Raw genomic sequence first — 23441 nt, 5'->3', positions numbered from 1 at the left:
TCGACCGAATTGTAGCGGATTTAACAAAGCGCCCGCGCCCGTCGTTTAACCGTTTGTGCAGCGACGTCCCGGCATAGTCGGACAAACAGTCTGACTTTTCAGGTTCATCCATCGTGACATCCTTTGGACGCGTCATTTCGGTACGCGGATCGCTCGCTCGGGTCGGGCTTCTGGCGGAAAGCCGGATGCCGGTCTCGGAAGTTCGGGCCACAGTCGGCCGCTTCGTCAGCATCCGCTGCGCCAGCTCGGTCATCGTCGCCATGATCACGGAGGTGTCCTGCGAGAATTTGTCGAGTCCCGACTACATCGCCATCGCCTCGGTCGACCTGCTCGGCGAAATTCTCAACGCCACCGACAAGCCGAAATTCCAGCGCGGTGTCACCAATTATCCGACCATCGGCGATGCCGTGGACCTGATCACCAGCCAGGAGCTGCGCACGATCTACGCTCCGACCGGTTCGGATCAGATCAATGTCGGTTTCCTCCAGCAGGACCGTTCCGTCGTCGCCTATGTCGACATTGAGGAGATGCTCTCCAAGCATTTCGCGGTCCTGGGATCGACCGGCGTCGGCAAGTCCACGGGCGTGTCGCTGCTGCTCAACGAGATCTTGAAGGCGCGCCCGAACCTGCGCATCTTCCTGCTCGACGTGCACAACGAATATGGCCGCTGCTTCGGCGACCGCGCGCTGGTGCTCAACCCGCGGAACCTGAAGCTGCCGTTCTGGCTGTTCAACTTCGAGGAAATCGTCGACGTGCTGTTCGGCGGCCGTGCCGGCGTGCCCGAGGAACTCGACGTCCTCGCCGAAGTGATCCCGATCGCCAAGGGCATTTACACGCAGTATCAGAGCGCCGACCGCCTCGGCCTGAAGCGAATCGACCCCAAGCAGATCGGCTTCACCGTCGACACGCCGGTGCCGTATCGCCTGGTCGATTTGATCTCGCTGATCGACGAGCGCATGGGCAAGCTGGAAAACCGCTCCTCGCGTATCGTCTATCACAAGCTGATCTCGCGCATCGAGGCGGTCCGCAACGATCCGCGTTATGCCTTCATGTTCGACAACGCCAATGTCGGCGGCGACACCATGGCCGAGGTGATCAGCCATCTGTTCCGCCTGCCCGCCAACGGCAAGCCGATGACGGTGATGCAGCTCGCCGGCTTTCCCGCAGAGGTCATCGATTCCGTCGTGTCGGTGCTGTGCCGCATGGCCTTCGACTTCGGCCTGTGGAGCGACGGCGTTTCGCCGATGTTGTTCGTTTGCGAAGAGGCGCACCGTTACGCCTCCGCCGACCGCAACATCGGTTTCGGACCGACCCGTAAGGCGGTGTCGCGCATCGCCAAGGAAGGCCGCAAATACGGCGTCTATCTCGGCCTGATCACGCAGCGGCCCGCAGAGCTCGACGCGACCATCATCTCCCAGTGCAACACGCTGTTCACGATGCGTCTTGCCAACGACCGCGACCAGGCGCTGCTGCGCGCCGCGGTGTCGGACGCGGCCGCGAACCTCTTGTCCTTCGTGCCCTCGCTCGGCACCCGCGAGGTGCTGGCGTTCGGCGAAGGCGTCGCACTGCCGACACGCCTGCGGTTCAAGGAAGTGCCCCCCCATCAATTGCCCCGCGGCGAAGCCACCATCTCGAGCGTTCCATCGGTCAGCGCCGGCCACGACATGCATTTCGTCGGCGCCGTCCTCGAGCGCTGGCGCGGTGCCACCTCGCAGCGCGACGTGCCGAACGACCCGGTGTTCGCCGCGCCGCCCGCCAGGTCGCTCGCGCCTGCTGAAACGCCGATGCTGCAGCCCTCGCTGGGGCTCGATCCCGATCGCTTCTCGCTGCTGAAGAAGCCGCTGCGGTAACGGGCAAGTTGAGCACGGCCTCCGCATCGACTATGGTTGCCGGCCCAAAAGCCGGAATCCATGGCCATGACAAAGCCCGTGCAACGCTTCCCCGCACCCGCCATCGACAGCCTGCCTGACGACATCCGCACGCGCCTGCTCACCGTGCAGGAAAAGAGCGGCTTCGTGCCGAACGTATTCCTGACGCTGGCCTACCGGCCCGACGAATTCCGCGCCTTCTTCGCCTATCACGACGCACTGATGGAGAAGGACAGCGGACTCACCAAGGCCGAACGCGAGATGATCGTGGTGGCGACGTCGGCGGCCAACCAGTGCCAGTATTGCGTGATCGCCCATGGCGCGATCCTGCGCATCCGCGCCAGGAATCCTGTGATTGCCGATCAGATCGCGACCAACTATCGCAAGGCCGACATCACGCCGCGGCAGAAGGCGATGCTCGATTTCGCGATGAAGATCTCGACGGACGCGCAGCGGAGCTCGGAGGAGGATTTCGCAGCCCTCGCCCTGCACGGCTTCAGCGACGACGATGTCTGGGACATCGCCGCGATCTCCGCCTTCTTCGCCCTGTCGAATCGACTGGCGAATTTCACCAGCATGCGGCCGAACGACGAATTCTATCTGATGGGGCGCCTGCCGAAAACATGACGGAGCTCGACTGGAGCGAAATCCTGCTGCGCCTCGGCGTCGCAACACTGGCCGGCAGCGCGATCGGTCTCAACCGCGATCTGCACGGCAATCCGATCGGGCTGAAGACGCTCGGCATCGTCGGGCTGTCCACCGCGACCGTGGTGCTGCTGGCGCTGCAACTGGCCGAGCCCGGCAAGGCCGTCGATGCCACCAGCCGGGTCATCCAGGGCATTCTTACCGGCATCGGCTTTCTCGGCGCCGGCGTGATCGTCCACGAGAGCGACCGATTTCGCGTCCGCGGCCTGACCAGTGCCGCCTGCACCTTCCTGGCCGCCTGCCTCGGCATCGTCTGCGGCGCCGGGCAATGGAAGATCGTTGCAGTCGCGCTGGGGCTCGCCTTTACGGTGCTCACGGTCGGCCGCCGCATCGAGCATCAAGTGCACCGAATGCTCGGCGGCAAGAGCGAGCCACACCAGGACCATCGGCAGACGTAGCGGCCCTCTCAGGTGACCGACCGCCCGGCATGCACGTGAGCGTTCAGGACGTATGTCCGTCGAAATGGCCTTCCGCGGGCGTTTTCTTGGCGCGCTGCGGGGTCATCGTGGCGTTGTCGGGCTGCCCGGGAACACCGCGCGGTCCGAGCTGCTCACGCTGCAGATCGTCTTCGGAAAATGCCGGCTCGACCCCATTCGGTTCTGTTCGCCGCGTGGCGTGAATGTCGTCTCGTGTGCTCATTCCTCTACTCCTTGTCGCGTCGGGGCAAAAACCGGGTTCCCGTTAGCTCGCGCGATGGGCACCCGGCAGGGGTCACCCGTGGCGCGCACGGACCAAGATCTGGAAGACGCATGCGCCGTCTTCCGTCTGCACGTCAAGCTGCCAGTCATCATCCGGTTGCAGATCACCATCGAGGTCGCGCAGGCTGTCGCCGGCGTACCGGGTCGCCATCTCCCATGCGGCGCGCCGATCCGGAAGCTCCTGACCAACATCGTCGCGATCGTTCAACCGATCGCCGTTCCGGACATTGAAGAAGAATCGCGGCATGACCAATACTCGACGGGGCTCCCCGACGGGTAAAGTAATCCATGTTAATTTCGTTCCTGTCGCCGGCGCATTCGTGCGATCGCAACCAAGTCGAAACGGTAGCCGGATCGTGCCAAGAGCGGACGATCCCGGCTCTTACGCGTACGTGCCGGGACCGCCGCTGAAGGTGCAACCGACCAGTCGGGCGGAAGGCCGATCGCACGGGAATGACGTCGTCCTCGTATCGACGTTCCTATTTTTCGGTTGTTGTCCCCGATCGCGCACAGCGTCGCCCTGGCTACCCGTCGGCCAGCTCTTCGACCTCGAGCGTGATCGAGATCTTCAGGCACGGCGCATGCTCGTCCTCGCGCACGTCCACGACGACATGATCTGCGCTGCCGGTGAGAAACGCCTCGCGCGCGATGGACGCGCCGGTGAGCATCGCTTCCTTGCGGGCGACGCCTACATTCGCCAGATTCTGCCCGTCTTCGTCCGCGATCAGGCGGCTGTCCTCGTGGATGTCGAAATGGAAGCGCGGCATCGGGTGCCTCAAAGGGTTGGCGACTGATGCAGGTAACGAACGTCGAAATCCGCTAGTTCCTGGAATTTCCGCTCGTCGAGCACGGTGACGCGGCCGCGATTGAACTCGACGATACCGTCCTGCCGCACCTGCTTGATCACCCTGTTGGCGTGCACCGAGGTGATCCCCAGGGCTTCGCCGACCTGCTCCTGCGTCAACGGCATCTCGAAGCTGTCGCCGTCCACGCGGCCGATGAGCCTGAGGCGTTCGCGCAGCTCGATCATGACGTGTGCGAGGCGCGCCGGCGCGGGACGCTGACCGACATTGACGATCCATTCGCGGAACATGGCGGCATCGATCAGCGTATCGCGCCAAAACATCTCGGCGAGATCAGGGCTGCGGCGATGCAGCTTCTGCAAATCGTCATGCTTGATGAAGCCAAGCGTGGCGGGCGTCAGCGTCGCGAGGTCATGATCCATGACGTGCAGGAACAGGCTCATCAAATCGGGGATCTCGCCGGGGATGTGCAGCGAAAGGATCTGCCGCTTGCCGTTCGCGATCGTCTTGGAGCGCGCGCAAAATCCGTCGGTGATCAGGCAGCAGTTTGTCGCACGCTCGCCATCGCGCACCACCGCCGTCTCTGCGGGGAACTCACGCACCGAGATCGGCAGGGCTTCGATTTCCCTGATGTCCTTGTCCGCGATGGCGGACGAAATGCGCAGTCGCTCGATGAGCGCGGCGCGGATCGCGTCGCTGGGCACTTTGTCTGCCTCCGGTCGCGGAGATGGAACTCACGGCGCAGCAGCGCCGCGGGAGAAAAACCCGCGATCGCGCTGCCCGGTTCCAACAAAAGTTAAGGACGCGGCTTGGCCGCACATGGTGTCGTCGGCGCTCGAAAGGGCAAATCATGACCAACAAGCGCAACCGTACGCGACCGGCCCTGTCCCTCCAGGAACGCCTGACCAAATTCACGCAGGATGCCCGCGCCGCGGCCAAGAATCTTCCCGCCGGCACGGAGCGCCGTACGCTGCTGCAGAAGGTGCGCGATGGCGAGGCCGCCGCGGAGATGGAGCGGTTGCTGTCCCCGCCCGGCTTACCAGATCCGAAATGATCGCGCGTATGCCGCTAGTGATTGACCATCAGCGGAAGTGCCGGTGCAAAGCGCTCGGCAAACGTCAGTGTCCTGGCCTGCTGGACCGCGGCAAACGAGGCCGAGATTCCCGCTGAAGCAACTGCGAGCAAGGCGATACTGAAAGGCAGACGCCGCATGTGAGCCTCCTGTGTGAGCTCGACTGCCGCAATTAGATGGGCGGCTCCGTTTCAGGACGGTTTCGTCGGCGCGGAAAATGATTTCCTTCAAGCCGCTGTGATCGGATCGAGCTTATCGGGCTGCACGCCGGTCGGTTGCGATTTCGCGCATGCGCTGGAGCAGCACATGTCCCGCGCCTGAATATTGCCAGCGCGTAGCCGGGGCAAAATTCGGCGTCAGGGGTCCCTTGGAAGCCCAGTTCGGAAACCCGGAACGATGAGACAGCAGCGCCCGCGCCGTCACGGCGCGCAGGATTTCGACCGGGACCGTGTCGCCGACAGGAGCTTCTTTCGGAGCGAAGATGTTTTCCGCGGGACGCGTCAGTCGTCCGACGCCGGGCCGCACCAGCCAGGCAGATAGACCGCGTCCTTGCTCTTGGCCGCCGCGAGCGCTTTCTCGAGCGCCTTGTCGAAATTGGCGTCGACAGCCTTGCGCGTCAGCTTGCGTCGCAGGAAATCGGCCCACAAGAATTCGGAGAACGGCGTGGTGTCCTTGGCGAAGCCGCCCATGCGGCGCAGCTCGCCGGCAAGGCTGCGGTAGGGATCGTCCTTGAGATCGACGACCGATTTCGGCAGATCGCGGAACGGGCGACGCTGGCCCTTGCTGTCGTAGGGATAGACCCAGCGCTTGTTGTCCATCACGCCCCAGAACGCCTCGCGCTCGACCATGCGGAGATCACCGACGACGGTGACCAGCACCTGCTTGATGCCCTCGTCGTGGAGCGCGCGGCCGAGATGGTGGTGGTCGATGACGTAATAGCGCCCGTCAGGTCCGGCGACGACGGGGATCATATGGGTGCCGAGCAGATCGGCCTGCTTCTTCTTGCCGTGTTCGCGCCAGCGCTTGCGCTTCTCCTTGACCTCGCGCATGCCGACCGTCATCTGCGTCGGCCGCAGCGACAGGATCGGCACCGGGTGCACTCTCGGCTCGCGCGCGTTGGTGGTCATGATCGAACGACCTCTCGTCTGGTGGCGTCTGTGGTCCGAGTTCCCGATTATGCCATCGGCCGTGTGGCGGCAACATGGGGTTCGAGACTGGAGGCGCTTTTGTGCCGGCCGTTATTGCAGCGCAGTGGCACGTGGCTGGCAGCGGCGAGAAGATTTTCTCGCACCCCCCGTCGCGCTTATGCTATCTAAAAATCGCTGCTTCGGAGTGACCCTCGTCCCATGAAATCCCAGCGGCCCATAACCTCGGACGGCGAGCACCAGGTGCTCCAGTTCAGGCCGCGAACGACGCGCTCCCCTGTGATCCACGGGGGTGGCGGCATTGTACAGCAGCTGCATGCAGCAGCCCCCGAACCGCTCGACCTGTCCCGTTATGAGCAGCCGCGCGCGGAGCCGGACGATTTCCGCCACCGCATGCTTGCCAATATCGCGGCCTTGGCTTTCACCATCGCCCTCACCGCCATCGGAATCTGGCTCGCCGTCAGCATCGCCGATTTGCGCCGGACTCAGGATTGCGTGCTGATGGGCCGGCGGGATTGCGTCAAGATCACGACCCCGCACATTTAGACCGCCTCCCGGGCGCAGGACACCCCGTGGGCGGAAACCGCCCAAGCCGGCATCCCTGTCCACGGTCCCGTCCGGCTCCATTGAACTCAAGGCGGCGCTCCGATATACGGGCTCTCGACCCGTCCAGAGGGGGTTAGAGGGTGTCATCAGGGGCGCGATGTCCACCCACCGTGCCACTCTGGGATACCTGAAAAATACAGCAATATATCAAAGGCTTAGTGATGTCCTCCACATTCGATCAGGTCGCTACGATCATCGCTGAAACCTGCGACATCCCGCGCGACACGATCACGCCCGACAGCCATGCCATCGATGACCTCGGCATCGACAGCCTCGATTTCCTGGACATCGCCTTCGCGATCGACAAGCAGTTCGGCATCAAGCTGCCGCTCGAAAAGTGGACCCAGGAAGTCAACGACGGCAAGGCCACCACCGAGCAGTATTTCGTGCTGAAGAACCTGTGTGCGCGCATCGACGAGCTGGTTGCCGCCAAGGGCGCAAGCGCCTAATCGGGCGATCATGCAACTCGAATACTTCCACATGATCGATCGCATCGTCGACCTCAAGGTCGACGAGAAGACGATCGTCGTCGAGGCCCAGGTCCCCCGGGAGAGCACCGTCTTCGAAGGGCACTTCCCGGGCTTTCCCCTGATGCCCGGCGTGCTGCTGATCGAATCGATGGCGCAGGCCTCGGGCTTTCTGCTGCTTGGCCTCCTGAAGTTCGAGCGCATGCCGATCCTCGCCGCCGTGAAGGAAGCCAAGGTGCGCGGCTCGGTGTATCCGGGCGACCTCATGACCCTCCAGGCGAGCCTCGTCCACGAGGGCTCGGGCTATGCGATGACCGAGGCCAAGATCCGGGTCGGCGGCAAGCTGCGCGCGAATTCGACGCTCACCTTCACGCTGATTCCCTTCCCCAATCCGGATATGCGCGGATACATGGACGCTGTCGCCAAGCGCGTCGGTTTTCCGCAACAGGCCGTCTCGCCATGAATGACACAGCTTCGAAGCCGGGCCAGACGGAAGTCTGGATCACCGGTATTGGTCTCGCCACCTCGCTCGGTGAAGGGCTCGATGCCAACTGGGCCGCGCTCCAGGAGAAGCGCATCAACGTCGACGAGAAGGGCTTCGCACCTTTCATCGTGCATCCGCTGCTGCCTGTCACCTTCGACAGCCAGATCCCGAAGAAGGGCGATCAGCGCCAGATGGAAGCCTGGCAGCGCATCGGCGTCTATGCCGCGGGCCTCGCGCTCGACTCGGCGGGCATCAAGGGCAACAAGGATATCCTCTCGAAAATCGACATGGTGGTGGCCGCCGGTGGCGGCGAGCGCGATCTCAACGTCGACACCGGCGTGCTCACCGCCGAGGCCAAGGGCGCCAACGCGCCGGGCTTCCTCAACGAGCGGCTGATGAGCGATCTCAGGCCGACGCTGTTTCTGGCCCAGCTCTCCAATCTGCTCGCCGGCAACATCGCCATCGTCAACGGTCTCGGCGGCACCTCGCGCACCTTCATGGGCGAAGAGGTTGCGGGTGCCGACGCCGCGCGCATCGCGCTGTCGCGCATCGCCTCGGGCGAGAGCGATATTGCGCTGGTCGGCGGCTCGCATAATGGCGAGCGCAAGGACCTCATGGTCCTCTACGAATTCGGCGACTTCAACCTGAAGGACAAGTTCGCCCCCGTCTGGGCGCGCAAGGATCACGCCGGCTTCGCGCTCGGCTCGGCCGGTGCCTTCCTCGTGCTGGAATCCAGGGCGCATGCGGAAGCGCGCGGCGCGAAACCGTACGCCAAGCTGTCGAGCGTGGTGACCGATCTCGCCCGGCGCAAGCAGTCCGGCGACATGGAAGCGACGCTGGAGAAGCTCTGGGACAAGCTGCCCAAGCGCGCCGGCAAGGGTGCGATCATCTCGGGCGCGACAGGCGCAGAGCCCGCCACGTCCGAGGAACGCGACTTCCTGAAGAAGCACGCCGACTTCCCGGTGCGCGCGACCGGCACGATGTTCGGCCACACCATGGAAACGCAATTTCCGCTCGGCATTGCGCTCGCCGCGCTCTCGATCTCGCGCGGCGCGCTGTTCCCGCCGAACGATTCGACCGGGACCGAGATTGAAATGCAGTCGGCGCCCACCCAGATTGTCGTGGTGGGAGCCGGACACTGGCGCGGCGAAGGCATGGCGCTGGTCGAGGCTGTAAGCTAAAGCGCGCCGCGCTTTAGCCGGTTGTTGTTTCGAGCATGATCTTACCGGAAAACCGCGTCACTGTTTTCCGGATCATGTTCCAGCTCTATCGGGGGACGATCGACATGACTGCACCACGCGACAAACTCGGGCGTCCCGTCGTCGTCGTCACCGGCATGGGCATCATGACCTCGCTCGGTGCCGGCAAGGCCGACAATTGGTCGAAGCTCGTTGCCGGCGAATCCGGCATCCGCACCATCACGCGCTTTCCGGTCGACGGGCTCAAGACCACGATGGCCGGCACCGTCGATTTCGTCAGCGTCGATCCGTTCTCCTCCACCGGCCTGTCCGAACGCATGGCCGAGCTGGTCACGCAGGAAGCGCTGGAGCAGGCCGGCATCGGCGCCAAGGCCGATTTCCCCGGCCCGCTCTTCCTCGCGGTTGCGCCTGTTGAAGTCGAGTGGCCGCAGCGCCGCGAGCTCGGCCGCGCCGTCGGCGCGCCCGACTTCACCTATGACGATTTGCTGCGCATCTCGGGCGGCGGCAAGTACAGCGCCTATCACCACCGCTTCATGTTCGGCTCGGTCGCCGCTCACCTCGCCGAGACCTTCGGCACCAAGGGCTCGCCGATCTCGCTGTCGACGGCCTGCGCGTCGGGCGCGACCTCGATCCAGCTCGGCGTCGAGGCGATCCGCCGCGGCGAGACGGATGCGGCGCTGTGCGTCGCGACCGACGGCACCGTCAATCCGGAGGCGCTGGTGCGCTTCTCGCTGCTCTCGGCGCTGTCGACCCAGAACGATCCGCCGCAGGCGGCCTCCCGCCCCTTCTCCAAGAACCGCGACGGCTTCGTCATGGCCGAAGGCGCCGGTGCCCTGGTGCTGGAAAGCTATGAAGCCGCGACCGCGCGCGGCGCAAAAATCCTCGGTGTGATCGCCGGCTGCGGCGAGCTCACGGACTCGTTCCATCGCACCCGCTCCTCGCCCGACGGCAAGCCGATCATCGGCTGCATGAACAAGACGCTGGCCGATGCCGGCATGACCCCCGATCAGATCGACCACATCAACGCGCACGGCACGGCGACGCCCGAGAACGACAAGATGGAGTTCAACACGACCTCGGCCGTGTTCGGCGATCTCGCGCAGAAGATTCCGGTCACCTCGAACAAGTCGATGGTCGGCCACACCATCTCGGCCGCCGGCGCGGTCGAGGCGATCTTCTCGCTGCTCACCCTCGAGCATCAGCGCATCCCGCCGACCATCAACTACGAGACGCCGGATCCCACGATCCTGTTCAACGTGGTCGGCAACAAGGCGCGCGACGCCCGCGTCACCGCGGTGATGTCGAACTCGTTCGGCTTCGGCGGCCAGAACGCCTCGCTGATCCTGACCCGCGAACCGGCCTGACCGGACGCAGCATGGCGCTGATTCCCATCAGCACGAAGATTCGCGCGCGGAACGCAGCCAAGTCGATCGGCGGAGGCCTGATCGGCGCCGCCACCGTCGGCATGCTGCGCACCACGCGCTATTTCGATCCGATCAAGACATCGGACTTTTTCGCGCGCGTCACCAAGGCCATCGGCCCGCGGCTGCGCGAGCATCGCATCGGCCGCGCCAATCTCACCGCGGCCTTTCCCGAGAAGTCGCCGGACGCAGATCGAAGAGATCCTGATGGGCGTGTGGGACAATCTCGGCCGCGTCGGCGCCGAGTTCGCCCATATCGATCATGTCTGGGATTACGATCGCGCGCATCCGGAGCGCAGCCGAATCGAGCTGTCGCCGCGGACCATCGAGCTGTACGACCGCATCAGGGACGACGGCAAGCCGGCCCTGATCTTCGCCGCGCATCTGGCCAATTGGGAATTGCCTGCGCTCGCGGCCCCCGCGCATGGCCTCGACGCCGCGATCCTCTACCGCCGGCCGAACATTGCCTCCGCCGACCGCATCATCCAGCAGATGCGCCAGGTCAACATGGGCACGCTGATCCCCGCGGGCCGCGACGCACCCTTACGGCTCGGACAGGCGCTGAGGGACGGCAAGCACGTTGCCATCCTGATCGACCAGTACCTGACCGGCGGCGTCGAGGTCACCTTCTTCGGCCGCAAGACCCGCGCCAACCCGACGCTGGCGCGCCTGTTGCGCCAGGTCGAGTGCCCCATCCACGGCGTGCGCGTCATCCGCCTTCCCGGCTTCCGCTTCCGCACCGAGCTCACGGAAGAGATCCCGCCGGTGCGCGACGCCGAAGGCAAGATCGACATCCAGGGCACGACCCAGGCCGTCACCGACGTGGTGGAAGGCTGGGTGCGCGAATATCCCGAGCAGTGGCTCTGGCTGCATCGCAGGTGGCGGTAGGCCTACTGCTCCGGCAATCCTGCGTCGACCTCGGCCTGCACGACCCGCTCCCAGGCTGCGACGCACACCGGGCTGACGTTCTTCATCGGCGGCCAGACGCTTTGTCCGTTCGTGCCGGGCCGCAAGCGCAGCCCTTCCGCGATCGCCGCTTTCGCCTCCTCGCCGCGACCCAGTCTCTGGTAGGTGGCGGCGAGAAGAAAGTGCGAGCGGCCGGTTGCCGGCGTGATCGCGATCGAACGCTGCAGCCACGGCAGCGCCTCCTCGTAGCGCCCCATCAAGGCATTCGCGGTGCCTGCGCCGAGCAGCCAGGTCCAGCGCGAGGCCGGCGGCGTGTCGTAGCGATCGGCCTGCTCAAACGTCGCGAGCGCATCGTCGAAGCGGCCGAGAAAGATCTGCCCGAGCCCGATCAAATAGAGCGCGGACCCGTTCCACGGATCGAAGCTCAAGGCCTTGGCACAAGTGACGAGACTTTCCACGAAATGGTTGGTCGCGCTGAGGAAGCGACAACGCGCTTCAAGCACCGGAATCGAATTCGGCCTCGATCGCAACGCCTGCTCGAGCGTCGCGTTGGCCCTGGCCTCGACTGCAACGGCCTCCTCCGGGCTGAACCAGACCATCTGGATGCCGCGCATCTGCAGCGAGGCGAGCGCGACGGCAAGATCGACATTGTCTGGATCCTCGCTGATCGCCTTCTGCAGCATGGCCTGCGCCGCACCGAAACGCTCGCGCGTGGTCTGGTTGATCGAGGCGAGCGCCTGCTCGACCGCCACCTTGTCGCCGCTCGCCGATGATTTGCGGCGTGCGGATGACGATGCGCTCGGCTCCAGGATTTCATTCAGGCCGCTCGCGAGCACATGGCCGACGCCCGCAGCAAGCCGGGCCTGCGCAAGCTGCGCGTCCGCCTCGTCAGCACTGATCGACGCCGCCGCAACCGATTGAACTTCGCCGGTGCCCGCCTTGATGATCCGCGCCCGCAGCGTCCAGGATTCACCGCCGAGTTGCAGCTCGCCCCGCAGTTCGTACTCCGATGACGCAGCCGGTGCGGTGCTCTCGCTGCCCGCGACCGCCGCCAATCGTGGCGCCACCACGCTGATGTTCTGGATCTTGGCAAAACCATCCGTGAGGCGGCCGGTCACTTCCGCTGCCATCGCCACGCCCCGGGGATCGTTGCTGGCATCAACGATCGGCAGCACCGCGACGCGCGGCGGCGTCCGCTTGAACAGCAGGTCCGGCTTCAGCACGGGCGCGGCCACCGCGAGCCCCATGACGATCACGCCGAGCCCCGCCACGGCGGCGGCGACGGCACGACGGCTCAAACCGAAGATGGCACGCTGCGGTCGCACGGGCTGCGCGGCGACCAAGGCGGGCCGGCCGCGCTCGCCCGCCTCGGTTGCAGCCGACGGCGTCGCCTCTGCCTGCGCCGTGGCATCAGGCGTGTCCACGACCTCCGCCGCCAGCAGGTAGCCGCCGCCGGAGGCCAGCTTGATCAGCTGCCGCCGCTCGTCTCCGAGCACGGTGCGAAGCTCGCGGATGCACTGGAACAGACTGTCCTCGCCGACATGGACGTACGGCCAGACCGCCTCCATCAGCTCCTGCTTGCTCAGCACCCGCCCGCCGCTTCTCGCGAACAAGCGCAGCATCTCGAAGGTCTTGGGCCGGAGCTTGATCGGCGTGCCATCGGCCCCGCGCAGCTCCGCGCGCTGCAGGTCCAGCTCGAAGCCGGCGAAACGAAGCAAATGATCCCCCAAAGCAACTCTCCCGGCCGGGTCGTATAGCGGAAGTCTGCCGAAAATGCCCGAAGATCGGGTCTGAAATGGAAATATCAGAAACTTTCAGAAACTAGCCAACGCCTTATCAGGACACCACCCCCGCCCGATGCGATGAATCCAACCGTGGACTCGCGATCGTATGCCGGGGGAAGTTAGTGCGGACGGGGAAAAATTATTTCAAAGCAGCCCGCAGCTTGCGGGCACTCTTTTTAGTGTCGACGGCCTTAGCGTTGCTATCGACGCTGCCGGCGCTGGCGCAAAGCACCGGCGCCAATGGTGCGGGTGGCGGGAACGGGTCAAGTTCGGCGGCAGGCGGGGGTGGCGCGGCAGGTCTCGGCGGCGACGGCTCGACAACTGGCACGAACGGCGGCAACGGCACCGGGCCCGGCGGCAATGGCTCCGCCGGCAGCGGCGGCGGCTCGGATCAGGGCGGCGGGGGTGGCCAGGGCTACAGCTTTGGGTCGGGCGGCGGCGGCGGCGGCGCAGGCGGCGCCGGGCTGACCGTAAGCTCGGACTTGACCAACAATGCCGCGATCACGGGCGGCAACGGCGGCAACGGCGGCTTTGGGGCCTCGCCCTTCTTCCCGTCCTATGCCTTTGGGGCCGGCGGCGGTGGTGGCGGCGGCGGGTCGGGCGTCATCGCCACGACGGCTAGCCATCTCGTCAATACCGGCACGATCGCCGGCGGCGATGCCGGCGGCGGTGGTTCGAGTTACGGTCCGGGCGTCCCCTTTCCGTCGTCTCCCGCAGATGGCATCGGCGGGCGCGGCGGCAACGGCGTGACCGCGACGGCTTCCGCCGGGCTGACGATCACCAATTCGGGCTCGATCAAGGGCGGTGGCGGCGGCACAGATTTCCAGAACGTCAATATCTCCTCCAGGCCGCAGGCCGGCGGTTACGGAATCGTCGGCCAGAACCTGACGATCGTGAACAGCGGCACGATCGCCGGCGGTGAGGAGGGTGGCGCCAACCACAGCCCCTTTGGCGGCGGGACCGGCGTGCTGTCGTCCGCCATCGTCATCACCGGTGGCGTCAACAGCATCACTGCGCTCGCCGGCAGCAACATCGGCGCGATCGAGCTCTTCGGCGCCACGACCATGGCAGGCGCTTTCAACAGCACGGTCCAGGTCAATGGCGGCGTCACCATGTCGGTGACAGGGGCGACGGCGGCGAATGACGCAACCGGCATCACGAGTCTGACGAACTACGGCACCATCGCCATCGGCGCCGGCCGCACGCTGAGCGCCCAGACGATCACCAACTATGCCAGCACGATCAGCATCGGCGCCGGGGCGAGGTTGCAAGGCGTCGGCAACACGCTCAACAACGGCGCGGTCATCGATGTCGGCGCCGGCGGTGCCATTGCCGACGCCGGTGCAGTGAACAATCTTGGCGGCGGCACGATCAATTTCAACGGTCCAGGCGGAACGGCGACGCTGTCTTCGGGAACGAACAGCATCGTCAATGACGGCAACATCAACGTGCTCGGCGGCAACGTCGCCGTCACAGGCGACATCACAAACCAGAACAGCGGCGTGTTGAAGCTGGCCGGCGGCAACATGGCCGGAATTGGCACGCTCACCAACAATTCGACGTCGGCGTCAGCCGTTATTGTCGCCTCCGGCATGACACTCAGCGCCACCGCCATCGCCAACAATGCCGGCACCTTCACCAACAACGGCACGGTGACGACGACCGGCGGCACCACGAACGGAAGTGCGGCAACCTTCACCACCACCGGGATCGTGAATGGCGGCCTTAACAACAGTGGCACCGTGAATGCGGCGGGCGCGGTCGACGACGGCATCGTCAACCAGAACACGGGCTCATTCACGGTGACCGGCGCGCTGACGAGCAACAGCACTTTCACCAACAACGACACGGCAACGCTCGCGGTCTCCGGCGGCGATTTCACCGGCATCACCACTTTCACCAACAATTCGACGTCAGCCTCGGCCGTCAACGTCTCCTCTGCCAGGACGCTCAGCGCCAGCACGATCGCCAACAACGCCGGCACCTTCGTCAACAGCGGCACGGTGACGACCACCGGCGGTATCACCAACAGCGCCAGCTTCACCACCACCGGGACCGTCAATGGCGGTCTTACCAACAGCGGCACCGTGAATGCGGCGGGCGCGGTCAATGACGGCATTGTCAACCAGAGCACGGGCACATTCACGGTGACCGGCTCACTCACGACCAACAGCACATTCACCAACAGCGGCACGGCAACCTTTGCGGTCTCCGGTGGCAATTTCACCGGCATCACCACCCTCACCAACAATTCGACCTCAGCGTCGGCCGTTATTGTCTCCTCGGGCATGACACTCGGCGCCACCACCATCGCCAACAATGCCGGCACCTTCGTCAACAGCGGCACGGTGACGACCACGGGCGGCACCACCAACAGCGCCACGTTCACTACCACCGGCACCGTCAACGGCGGCCTTGCCAATACCGGCACCGTGAACGCCACCGGCGCGATCAACGACGGCGTTGCCAACCAGGGCACCGGCTCGTTCACGGTGTCCAGCGCGCTCACGTCCAACAGCACCTTCACCAACAGCGGCGCGGCAACGCTGGCGGTCTCCGGCGGCGATTTCACCGGCATCACCACTCTCGGCAACAATTCGACCTCAGCGTCGGCCGTTATTGTCTCCTCAGGCAGGACGCTCGGCGCCACCGCCATCGCCAACAACGCCGGTACCTTCACCAACAGCGGCACGGTGACGACCACGGGCGGCACCACCAACAGCGCCACGTTCACCACCACCGGCACCGTCAACGGCGGCCTTACTAATACCGGCATCGTGAATGCCGCCGGCGCGACCAACGACGGCATTGCCAACCAGGGCACCGGCTCGTTCACGGTGGCCGGCGCGCTCTCGTCCAACAGCAACTTCACCAACAGCGGCACGGCGACGCTTGCGGTCTCCGGCGGCAATTTCAGCGGCATAACCACTCTCGCCAATAATTCGACCTCAGCGTCGGCCGTTATTGTCTCCTCAGGCAGGGCGCTCGGCGCCACTGCCATCGCCAACAATGCCGGCGTCTTCACTAACGACGGCACGGTGACGACGACCGGCGGCACCACCAACGCGGGAATCTTCCTCAACAACGCCGCTGGCATCGTCAGCGGGCTTTTCACCACCACCGGAACCACCAACAATGCAGGCCGGCTCAACGGCGGCGTGAACGTCCTTGGCGGCACGCTGACGACCACCAACACTATTGCGGGAGGCCTCACCAACACCGCCACCGTCAACGCCAATGGCGGCGCGATCAACGGCGACATCGCCAACAATGCCAACGGCGTGTTCAACGTCGGCGGCATCGTGACGAGCGACTCCGCCTTTGCCAACGCCCATGGCGCGACGCTGGCGATCAACGCGAACGGCGACTACACCATTCAGGGTCTTCTGACCAATAGCGGCGCGATCATGGTCGCCAGTACCGGACAGTTGACGGCGACGGCCAGCGGCATCGTCAACAATTCATCCGGCACGATCGTGGTTTCCGCGGGCGGCAGCATCAGCGACACCCTCGACAACGCCGGCACCGTGACCAACAGCGGCACGTACGCCGCAGACGTCGTCCGCAACACCGGCACCGTCACCAACAACGCGGTGTGGACCGGCACGGTTGCGAACGCCGGCAGCTTCATCAACAACGCCGGCGGCACGGTATCCGGCCTCATCACCAACAGCGGCGCTGTCACCAATTCAGGCACGCTGAGCGGCGGCCTGACCAACAATTCGGGCACCGCCACCAACTCGGGTTCGATCCTGGGAACGACCACGGTGAACGGCGGCATCCTCACCGGCACGGGTTCGACGGCGACGCTGAACGTCAACAGCGGTGGCACTTATGCGCCCGGCACCACCCCAGGCACCTCGGCGTCCGTCACCGGAAGCCTCGCGCTCGCCTCCGGCGCGATTTATCTGGTTCAGATCAACCCCTCGACCGCCTCGTTCGCCAGCGTCACCGGCACCGCGACGCTGTCTGGCGCCACCGCGACCGCGGTCTATGCCAGCGGCAGCTACGTCGCCAAGAAATATACCATTCTGAAGGCGGGCGCGATCAGCGGCACGTTCGGCTCGCTCGTCAACACCAACCTGCCGTCGAACTTTCATAGCGAACTGAGCTACGACAGCACGCACGCCTATCTGAACCTGACCCTGACCTTCGTTGCGCCATCGGGCGGCAGCCCGAGCGGCAACCAGCAGAATGTCGGCAACGCCATCATCGATTTTTTCAACCGCACCGGCGGCATCTCACTGGTCTATAGCGGCCTCACGGCGCAAGGCCTGACACAGGCCTCCGGCGAGACCGCATCAGGCTCTCAGCAAACGACGTTCCAGGCCATGGGCCAGTTCATGGGCTTGCTCACCGATCCCTCGGGCGCCGGCCGCGAGAGCGGCGCATCCTCGCCGCCGGCCTATGCCGAAACCGCACCGGCCGCCGCCGCGCGCGACGCCTTCGCGATGCTGCCGCCGGCCAACACCTTCGAGCAGCGCTGGAACGTGTGGGCTACGGGCTTCGGAGGATCGCAGACGACGGACGGCAACATCGCGCAGGGCACGAACAGCGCGACCAGCCACCTGTTCGGCACCGCCGTGGGCGCCGAATACGCCTTCTCGCCACAGACGCTGGCCGGCTTTGCGCTCGCCGGTGGCGGCACCAGCTTCTCCGTGGTGGGTGGCGGCACCGGACGCTCCGACCTGTTCCAGGCCGGCGCCTATGTTCGCCACAGCAACGGTCCGGGCTACATCTCGGCGGCGCTCGCCTATGGCTGGCAGGACGTCACCACCGATCGCACGGTCACGCTTGCCGGCGTCGATCATCTGCGCGCGGAGTTCAACGCCAATGCCTGGAGCGGCCGTCTCGAAGGCGGCTATCGCCTCATTGCGCCGTGGCTCGGCGGCGTCGGCGTGACTCCCTACGCCGCGGGCCAGTTCACGACGTTCAATCTGCCGGGCTATGCGGAGTCCGTCGTCTCAGGCGGAGGCGCGTTCGCGCTGAGCTATGCGGCTAAGAGCGTGACCGACACGCGCAGCGAGCTCGGCCTGCGCACCGACAAATCCTTCGGCCTTGCGAACGGCATCCTCACCCTGCGCGGTCGCGCAGCCTGGGCGCACGACTTCAATCCGGATCACTCGGTCGCCGCGACGTTCCAGGCCCTTCCCGGCGCGAGCTTCGTCGTCAGCGGCGCCCGACCGGCAGCCGAGGCCGCCCTTACCACCGCCTCCGCGGAAATGAAGTGGCTGAACGGCTGGTCGGCCGCGGCAAGTTTCGAAGGCGAATTCTCGAGCGTGACGCGCTCTTACGCCGGCAAGGGCACGGTGCGGTATGAGTGGTAAGCAGTGCGCTGCGCTCGCGATGCTTCGTGCGGAGAGCGGCGTCTGGACATGATGGGCAGGATGCCATCATGCCGGTGTTTTGCCCGACGTGTCAAATGACCGGAGAGCCTGACGCGGCGCGCTCGGTCGGCGGTTCACGCCGCGGTCCTACTGTGCATGGGGTTGTTTTGCGGATTTGAGTCGTCGGATCGGTGTCGCCACCGATCGCGGCCCCTCTACCGCCCCGTCTTCACCTTGGTCCAGAGCCGGTTGATGATGCGCTGGGTGGCGGGATCGCGGGCGGTGATGACGAACAGTTTTGCGAGCGTCGCGTCGTCCGGATAGATGTTCTTGTCGTTCAGAATTTTCGGATCGACCAGCTTCTGGCTGGCGAGGTTGCCGTTGGCGTAGGACAGGAAGTCCGAGTTCCTGGCGGCGACGTCGGGGCGGTAGAGATAGTTGATCAGCTCGTAGGCTTCGTTGACGTTCTTGGCATCCGCGGGGATCGCGAAATTGTCGAAGAACATCTGCGCCCCCTCCTTCGGAATGGCATAGCCGATCTCGATGCCGCTTTTGGCTTCCGCCACCCGTGCACGGGCCTGCATGATGTCGCCGGACCAGCCGACCACGAAGCAGATCTCACCGGTCGCGAGTGCGCTCAAGTATTCGGAGGAGTGAAACTTGCGCACGAAGGGACGGACCTTTGCGACGACGTCGGCAGCCTTCTCGAGGTCGGCCTGCTTGGTCGAGTTCGGATCGAGCCCGAGAAAGTTCAGCGCCGCCGGAAAGATGTCGTCGGCGGAATCGAGCATATGCACGCCGCAGTCCTTGAACCTGGCGAGGTTCTCCGGCTTGAAGACGATGTCCCAGCTGTCGATCTTGGCGTCGGGCCCGAGGATCTGCTTCACCTTGGCGACGTTGTAGCCGATGCCCGTCGTTCCCCACATGTAGTTCGCGGCAAACGCGTTGCCGGGATCATAGGTCGCGAGATTCCTGGTTACCATCGGCCAGGCGTTGGCGAGGTTCGGCAACTTCGACTTGTCGAGCTTCTGGAAGATGTTCGCCTTGATCTGGCGTTGCAGGAAATAGGCCGTGGGCACCACGAGGTCGTAGCCGGACTTGCCGGCCATCAGCCGCGTCTCCAGCGTCTCGTTGGCATCGAAGGTGTCGTAGACCACCTTGATGCCGGTTTCCTTGGTGAAGTCCTCCAGGACTCCCGGTGCCACGTAGTTCGACCAGTTGTAGAAGTTGACGACCCGCTCCTCGGCCCCGGCGGGAGGCGAAAGCAATGTCAGCGCCGCGGCGATTGCAAAACCCAGGCGAAACCGGGAGCGGCTGACGTTCGTCATCTCAGGTCTACCTCTTCCGTCCGCGTATCGCGTCCGACAGCCGCTCCAGTGCGGTGTCGAGCGTCTGGTCCTTCTTGGCGAAGCAGAAGCGCACCACCGAGGTCACCGGGTCCTGCTCGTAGAACGCCGAGACCGGAATCGCGGCGACCTTGTAGTCTTTCACGATCCGCCAGCAGAACTCGGCATCGCTCTCGTTGAGCCCGAGCGGCGACAGGTCGACGGTGAGGAAGTAGGTGCCTTGCGACTTCAGCACGGGGAAGCCGAGGCTCTCCAGCCCCTTGGTCAGGCGGTCCCTGCTCCGCGTGAGGTCCTTCCGCATCGACAGGAAGTACTCATCTGGCTTGCCGAGGCCGTAGGCGACGGCGGCCTGAAGGTTCGGCGCGGTGGTGAAGGTCAGGAACTGGTGCACCTTGGCGGCGACCCGCAACAGCTGTGGCGCCGCGCAGACGAAGCCGATCTTCCAGCCGGTCAGCGAAAAGATCTTTCCCGCCGAGCCGACCTTGATGGTGCGCTCGCGCATGCCGGGGATGGTGATCAGTGGGATGTGCTTGTGCGCGTCGAAGGTGACGTGCTCCCAGACCTCGTCGCAGATCGCGATGACGTCGAACTCCTGGCAGTAGCGTGCGAGCAGCTCGAGGTCCTCCCGCGGATAGACCACCGCGCTAGGATTCAAGGGGTTGTTGAACAGCACTGCCTTGGTCTTTGAATTGAAGACGCTTTTCAGCATGCCCTCATTCAATCGCCAGCCCGGCGGTTCGAGCCGCACCAGGCGCGGAATGCCGCCGGCCTGGCGGATGATCGGCAGATAGGAGTCATAGACCGGCTGGAAGCAGACCACCTCGTCGCCGGGCTGCACCACCGACAGGATCGCCGAGGTCAGCGCCTCGGTCCCGCCCGATGTCACCATCACCTCGCTCATCGGATCGAGCTTGAGGTTGTGCCAATGATCATAATGGGTCGCGATGGCCTGGCGCAGTTCCGGGATGCCCATCATCGACGGATACTGGTTGTAGCCGTTGAGCGAGGCGTCGGCCGCGGCGCGCCTGATATCCTCGGGGCCGGGATCATCGGGGAAGCCCTGGCCGAGATTGATGGCGTTGTTGTCGCGCGCGGCCTGCGACATCGCTTCGAAGATGGTGACAGGAAGGTCGGCGAAGACCCTGTTCAGCGAAGTGCTCTTGGTCATCGCGGAATTAGCCACCAACCTTGCTGGGAAGCCCCGCCGCTTTCCAGCCGAGCATGCCGCCGGCCAGATGCTTGTCGTAAGGCAGCCCCGCGGCTTGCGCTGCGAGCGAGGCGGTGACGGACCGCTTGCCGGAACGGCAGGCGAACACGACCTCCTTGCCGGCGGGATCGGGGATCGCCGCGGGATCGAAAGTCGAGAGCGGCACGACGACACCGTAGGGATAGGCCTCGGCCTCGACTTCGTTCGGCTCGCGGACGTCGACGAGCAGATAGCGGCCCTCTGCGACACCCTTGGAAACTTCCTCGGGGGTCATATCCTGTACTTGATTTGCCACATCATCCTCCAACGTCGCAGGGCGCGCTCGCCGGGCGATCCCGGCCGGCGGCAACCTCGCCTCTCGGCACGCGAAAATCAAGCGCCACAAAGGCTTGAGCTGCCTTGCGCAAGTTAAAGCTAAATCGCAGCGACTTGAAGTGCGGCTTTGGTTCGCCGGCCTAGATCGTCACTTGCGTGCCGACCTCGACGACACGGCCGGACGGTATCTGGAAATAGTCGGTGGCATCGTTGGCGGAGCGGCTGAGCGAGATGAACAGCCGGTCCTGCCAGCGCGGCATCCCCGAATGGGCAGCAGGCTTGAGCGCCCTGCGCGACAGGAAGAACGAGGTCGACATGATGTCGAACTGCCAGCCGAGCTTGCGGGCGATCGCCAGTGCCCTCGGCACATTGGGCGATTCCATGAAGCCGAACTTCAGCGTCACCTTGGAGAAGGTCGGGCTAATCGCCTCCAGCTTCACCCGCTCGGCCGGATCGATGCGCGGGGTCTGCGCGGTCTCGATGGTGAGAATGACGTTCTTCTCGTGAAGCACCTTGTAGTGTTTCAGACTATGCATCAGCGCGGTCGGCGCGCTCAGGGGGTCGCTGGTCAGGAACACGGCCGTGCCGGGCACCCGCTGCGGCGGCCGCTTTTCCAGCATCGCCACGAGGTCGGCAAGCGGGAACTCGAGCTTGCGCGACTTCTCGAACAAGAGCCGGCTGCCGCGCCGCCACGTGTACATCATGATGATCATGAGGGAGCCGAGCGCGAGCGGCACCCAGCCACCCTCGAACACCTTGAGCAGGTTCGCGGCGAGGAAGGTCAGGTCGAGGAACAGGAACGGCGCGATCAGGGCTGCCGCGGCGAAGGGTGACCATCGCCACACCTTCCATATCACCACAAAGCCCATCAATGCCGTGACCACCATGGTCCCGGTAACGGAGATACCGTAGGCGGAGGCCAGCGCGCTCGAGGAGCGGAACAGCAGCACCATCATGATCACGGCGACCAGCAGCAGCTGATTGATCCGGGGGATGAAGATCTGGCCGGAATGGGCTTCAGAGGTATGGCGAATTTCGAAGCGGGGCAGCAGCCCGAGTTGGATCGCCTGCCGCGTCAGCGAATAGGCGCCGGTGATGACGGCCTGGCTCGCAATGACGGTGGCGGCGGTAGCCAGCACGACGACGCTGCCCCGAATAAGACCTTGCGGAAACAACTGGAAGAACGGGCTCTCGATCGCGCTGGGATCGCCGAGCACGAGAGCACCCTGCCCCAGATAGTTCAGGGCCAGCGACGGCAGCACGATGAACAGCCAGGCGGTCTGGATCGGCCGTTTGCCGAAATGGCCGAGGTCGGCATACAGCGCCTCGGCGCCGGTCACCGCCAGGAAGACGGCGCCGAGCGTCACGAAGCCGATGATGCCGTGGTGAAGCATGAACGAGACGGCATAGAGCGGGTTCAGCGCGAACAGCACCTGCGGCTGAGCGATGATCGGATGGACCGCGGCGACCGCGATCACCGCAAACCAGACGCACATCACGGGGCCGAAGAACGTCGCAACGCGGGCAGTGCCGCGCGATTGCACGGCGAACAAGACGATCAGGATCACCACGGTCAGCGGAACGATGTAGGGCTCGAACCGCAGCGTGACGTCCTTCATGCCTTCGAGGGCCGACAGCACCGAGACCGCCGGGGTGATCACGGCATCGCCGTAGAACAGGGCCCCGGAGATGATGCCGAGCAGAACGATGGTCGCCCCGCGGGTGCCGACCGCGCGCTGGGCCAATGCCATCAGTGCCAGCGTACCGCCCTCGCCGTTATTGTCTGCGCGCAACAGGATGACGACGTATTTGAGCGTGACCACGACGATCAGCGCCCACAGGATCAGGGAGACAACGCCGAGAACAGCGGCGGACGTCGGCGCGCCCTCGGCGCCGGAAGCCGCCATCACGGCCTCACGGAACGCGTAGAGCGGGCTGGTGCCGATATCGCCATAGACGACGCCTATGCTGCCGAGCGTCAGCGCGCCGAAACCGGCGGTGGTGTGGGCATCGCCATGCCCATTGGCCGCCGCCGTTTCCGGGGCGGGAACTGCTACGTCACTCGTCATGGGAGAGCCTGGTGGCCTC

21 protein-coding genes and 1 pseudogene are annotated in these 23441 nt (G+C 64.9%); 11 read left to right on the top strand and 11 right to left on the bottom strand.

What is annotated here, in order from left to right:
• Positions 1-113: 113 nt before the first annotated feature.
• The 3 genes from ACVW16_RS32550 to ACVW16_RS32540 all read left to right on the top strand — a co-directional run bounded on the left by ACVW16_RS32550 (position 114) and on the right by ACVW16_RS32540 (position 2971).
• Positions 114-1850, top strand: a complete 1737-nt coding sequence (locus ACVW16_RS32550) for an ATP-binding protein (protein ID WP_456703068.1) — start codon at positions 114-116, stop codon at positions 1848-1850.
• A 66-nt stretch (positions 1851-1916) separates the two neighbouring features.
• Entirely contained in the window at positions 1917-2495 is a 579-nt protein-coding gene (locus ACVW16_RS32545) for a peroxidase-related enzyme (protein WP_456703067.1), read from the top strand.
• Entirely contained in the window at positions 2492-2971 is a 480-nt protein-coding gene (locus tag ACVW16_RS32540; RefSeq protein WP_456703066.1) for an MgtC/SapB family protein, read from the top strand. Before ACVW16_RS32545 ends, ACVW16_RS32540 begins: the two co-directional genes overlap by 4 nt.
• Before the next feature lie 43 nt (positions 2972-3014).
• Here ACVW16_RS32540 and ACVW16_RS32535 read toward each other — a convergent pair whose 3' ends face one another.
• The 4 genes from ACVW16_RS32535 to ACVW16_RS32520 form a co-directional block, all read right to left on the bottom strand.
• The gene (locus ACVW16_RS32535) at positions 3015-3212 is read right to left on the bottom strand and encodes a hypothetical protein (protein WP_456703065.1); all 198 of its coding nucleotides are present in this window, start codon (positions 3210-3212) and stop codon (positions 3015-3017) included.
• A 72-nt stretch (positions 3213-3284) separates the two neighbouring features.
• Entirely contained in the window at positions 3285-3518 is a 234-nt protein-coding gene (locus ACVW16_RS32530) for a DUF6894 family protein (protein ID WP_456703064.1), read from the bottom strand.
• 277 nt (positions 3519-3795) lie between these two features.
• Entirely contained in the window at positions 3796-4038 is a 243-nt protein-coding gene (locus ACVW16_RS32525) for a DUF6894 family protein (protein WP_456734826.1), read from the bottom strand.
• An 8-nt stretch (positions 4039-4046) separates the two neighbouring features.
• Positions 4047-4778, bottom strand: a complete 732-nt coding sequence (locus ACVW16_RS32520; protein ID WP_456703062.1) for a Crp/Fnr family transcriptional regulator — start codon at positions 4776-4778, stop codon at positions 4047-4049.
• A gap of 146 nt (positions 4779-4924) precedes the next feature.
• Here ACVW16_RS32520 and ACVW16_RS32515 point away from each other — a divergent pair, with 146 nt between their 5' ends.
• A complete protein-coding gene (locus ACVW16_RS32515) occupies positions 4925-5128 on the top strand; it encodes a hypothetical protein (protein ID WP_456734825.1) in 204 nt (67 codons plus the stop codon).
• Between the two features lie 14 nt (positions 5129-5142).
• Here the strand turns inward: ACVW16_RS32515 and ACVW16_RS32510 are convergent, their stop codons facing one another.
• Entirely contained in the window at positions 5143-5286 is a 144-nt protein-coding gene (locus tag ACVW16_RS32510) for a hypothetical protein (protein ID WP_456734824.1), read from the bottom strand.
• A gap of 360 nt (positions 5287-5646) precedes the next feature.
• Complete coding sequence (locus ACVW16_RS32505) at positions 5647-6273, bottom strand: ParB-like protein (RefSeq protein WP_456703058.1); 627 nt, start codon at positions 6271-6273, stop codon at positions 5647-5649.
• Between the two features lie 219 nt (positions 6274-6492).
• Here ACVW16_RS32505 and ACVW16_RS32500 point away from each other — a divergent pair, with 219 nt between their 5' ends.
• The 6 genes and pseudogenes from ACVW16_RS32500 (at position 6493) to ACVW16_RS32475 (ending at position 11356) form a co-directional block, all read left to right on the top strand.
• On the top strand, positions 6493-6837 hold the full coding sequence (locus ACVW16_RS32500; protein WP_456703057.1) for a hypothetical protein: 345 nt from the start codon (positions 6493-6495) through the stop codon (positions 6835-6837).
• 221 nt (positions 6838-7058) lie between these two features.
• Positions 7059-7346 carry an acyl carrier protein gene (locus ACVW16_RS32495; protein WP_007592476.1) on the top strand — a complete coding sequence of 96 codons (288 nt, stop codon included), beginning with the start codon at positions 7059-7061 and terminating at the stop codon, positions 7344-7346.
• Positions 7347-7356: 10 nt separating this feature from the next.
• Positions 7357-7827: a 3-hydroxyacyl-ACP dehydratase FabZ family protein gene (locus ACVW16_RS32490; RefSeq protein ID WP_456703056.1), complete on the top strand. Its 471-nt coding sequence runs from the start codon at positions 7357-7359 to the stop codon at positions 7825-7827.
• A complete protein-coding gene (locus ACVW16_RS32485; protein ID WP_456703055.1) occupies positions 7824-9029 on the top strand; it encodes a beta-ketoacyl-ACP synthase in 1206 nt (401 codons plus the stop codon). Before ACVW16_RS32490 ends, ACVW16_RS32485 begins: the two co-directional genes overlap by 4 nt.
• Positions 9030-9133: 104 nt before the next feature.
• Complete coding sequence (locus ACVW16_RS32480) at positions 9134-10411, top strand: beta-ketoacyl-ACP synthase (protein WP_456703054.1); 1278 nt, start codon at positions 9134-9136, stop codon at positions 10409-10411.
• An 11-nt stretch (positions 10412-10422) separates the two neighbouring features.
• Positions 10423-11356, top strand: a pseudogene (locus ACVW16_RS32475) (lipid A biosynthesis lauroyl acyltransferase).
• A gap of 2 nt (positions 11357-11358) precedes the next feature.
• Here the strand turns inward: ACVW16_RS32475 and ACVW16_RS32470 are convergent.
• Positions 11359-13092: a winged helix-turn-helix domain-containing protein gene (locus ACVW16_RS32470; RefSeq protein ID WP_456734823.1), complete on the bottom strand. Its 1734-nt coding sequence runs from the start codon at positions 13090-13092 to the stop codon at positions 11359-11361.
• A gap of 245 nt (positions 13093-13337) precedes the next feature.
• On the opposite strand from ACVW16_RS32470, the gene ACVW16_RS32465 reads away from it, so the two are divergent.
• Positions 13338-18485 carry a hypothetical protein gene (locus ACVW16_RS32465; protein WP_456734822.1) on the top strand — a complete coding sequence of 1716 codons (5148 nt, stop codon included), beginning with the start codon at positions 13338-13340 and terminating at the stop codon, positions 18483-18485.
• Positions 18486-18700: 215 nt separating this feature from the next.
• On the opposite strand, the gene ACVW16_RS32460 is transcribed toward ACVW16_RS32465, so the two are convergent.
• The 4 genes from ACVW16_RS32460 to ACVW16_RS32445 all read right to left on the bottom strand — a co-directional run bounded on the left by ACVW16_RS32460 (position 18701) and on the right by ACVW16_RS32445 (position 23422).
• Entirely contained in the window at positions 18701-19813 is a 1113-nt protein-coding gene (locus ACVW16_RS32460) for a polyamine ABC transporter substrate-binding protein (RefSeq protein WP_456734821.1), read from the bottom strand.
• 7 nt (positions 19814-19820) lie between these two features.
• Positions 19821-20999: an aminotransferase gene (locus ACVW16_RS32455; protein WP_456734820.1), complete on the bottom strand. Its 1179-nt coding sequence runs from the start codon at positions 20997-20999 to the stop codon at positions 19821-19823.
• Between the two features lie 7 nt (positions 21000-21006).
• Entirely contained in the window at positions 21007-21333 is a 327-nt protein-coding gene (locus ACVW16_RS32450) for a rhodanese-like domain-containing protein (RefSeq protein WP_456703048.1), read from the bottom strand.
• 160 nt (positions 21334-21493) lie between these two features.
• Entirely contained in the window at positions 21494-23422 is a 1929-nt protein-coding gene (locus ACVW16_RS32445; RefSeq protein WP_456703047.1) for a potassium transporter Kup, read from the bottom strand.
• Positions 23423-23441 lie beyond the last annotated feature (19 nt).

Source organism: Bradyrhizobium sp. USDA 4474 (assembly GCF_054057515.1).
This window is presented reverse-complemented; position numbering and strand designations above follow the sequence as displayed.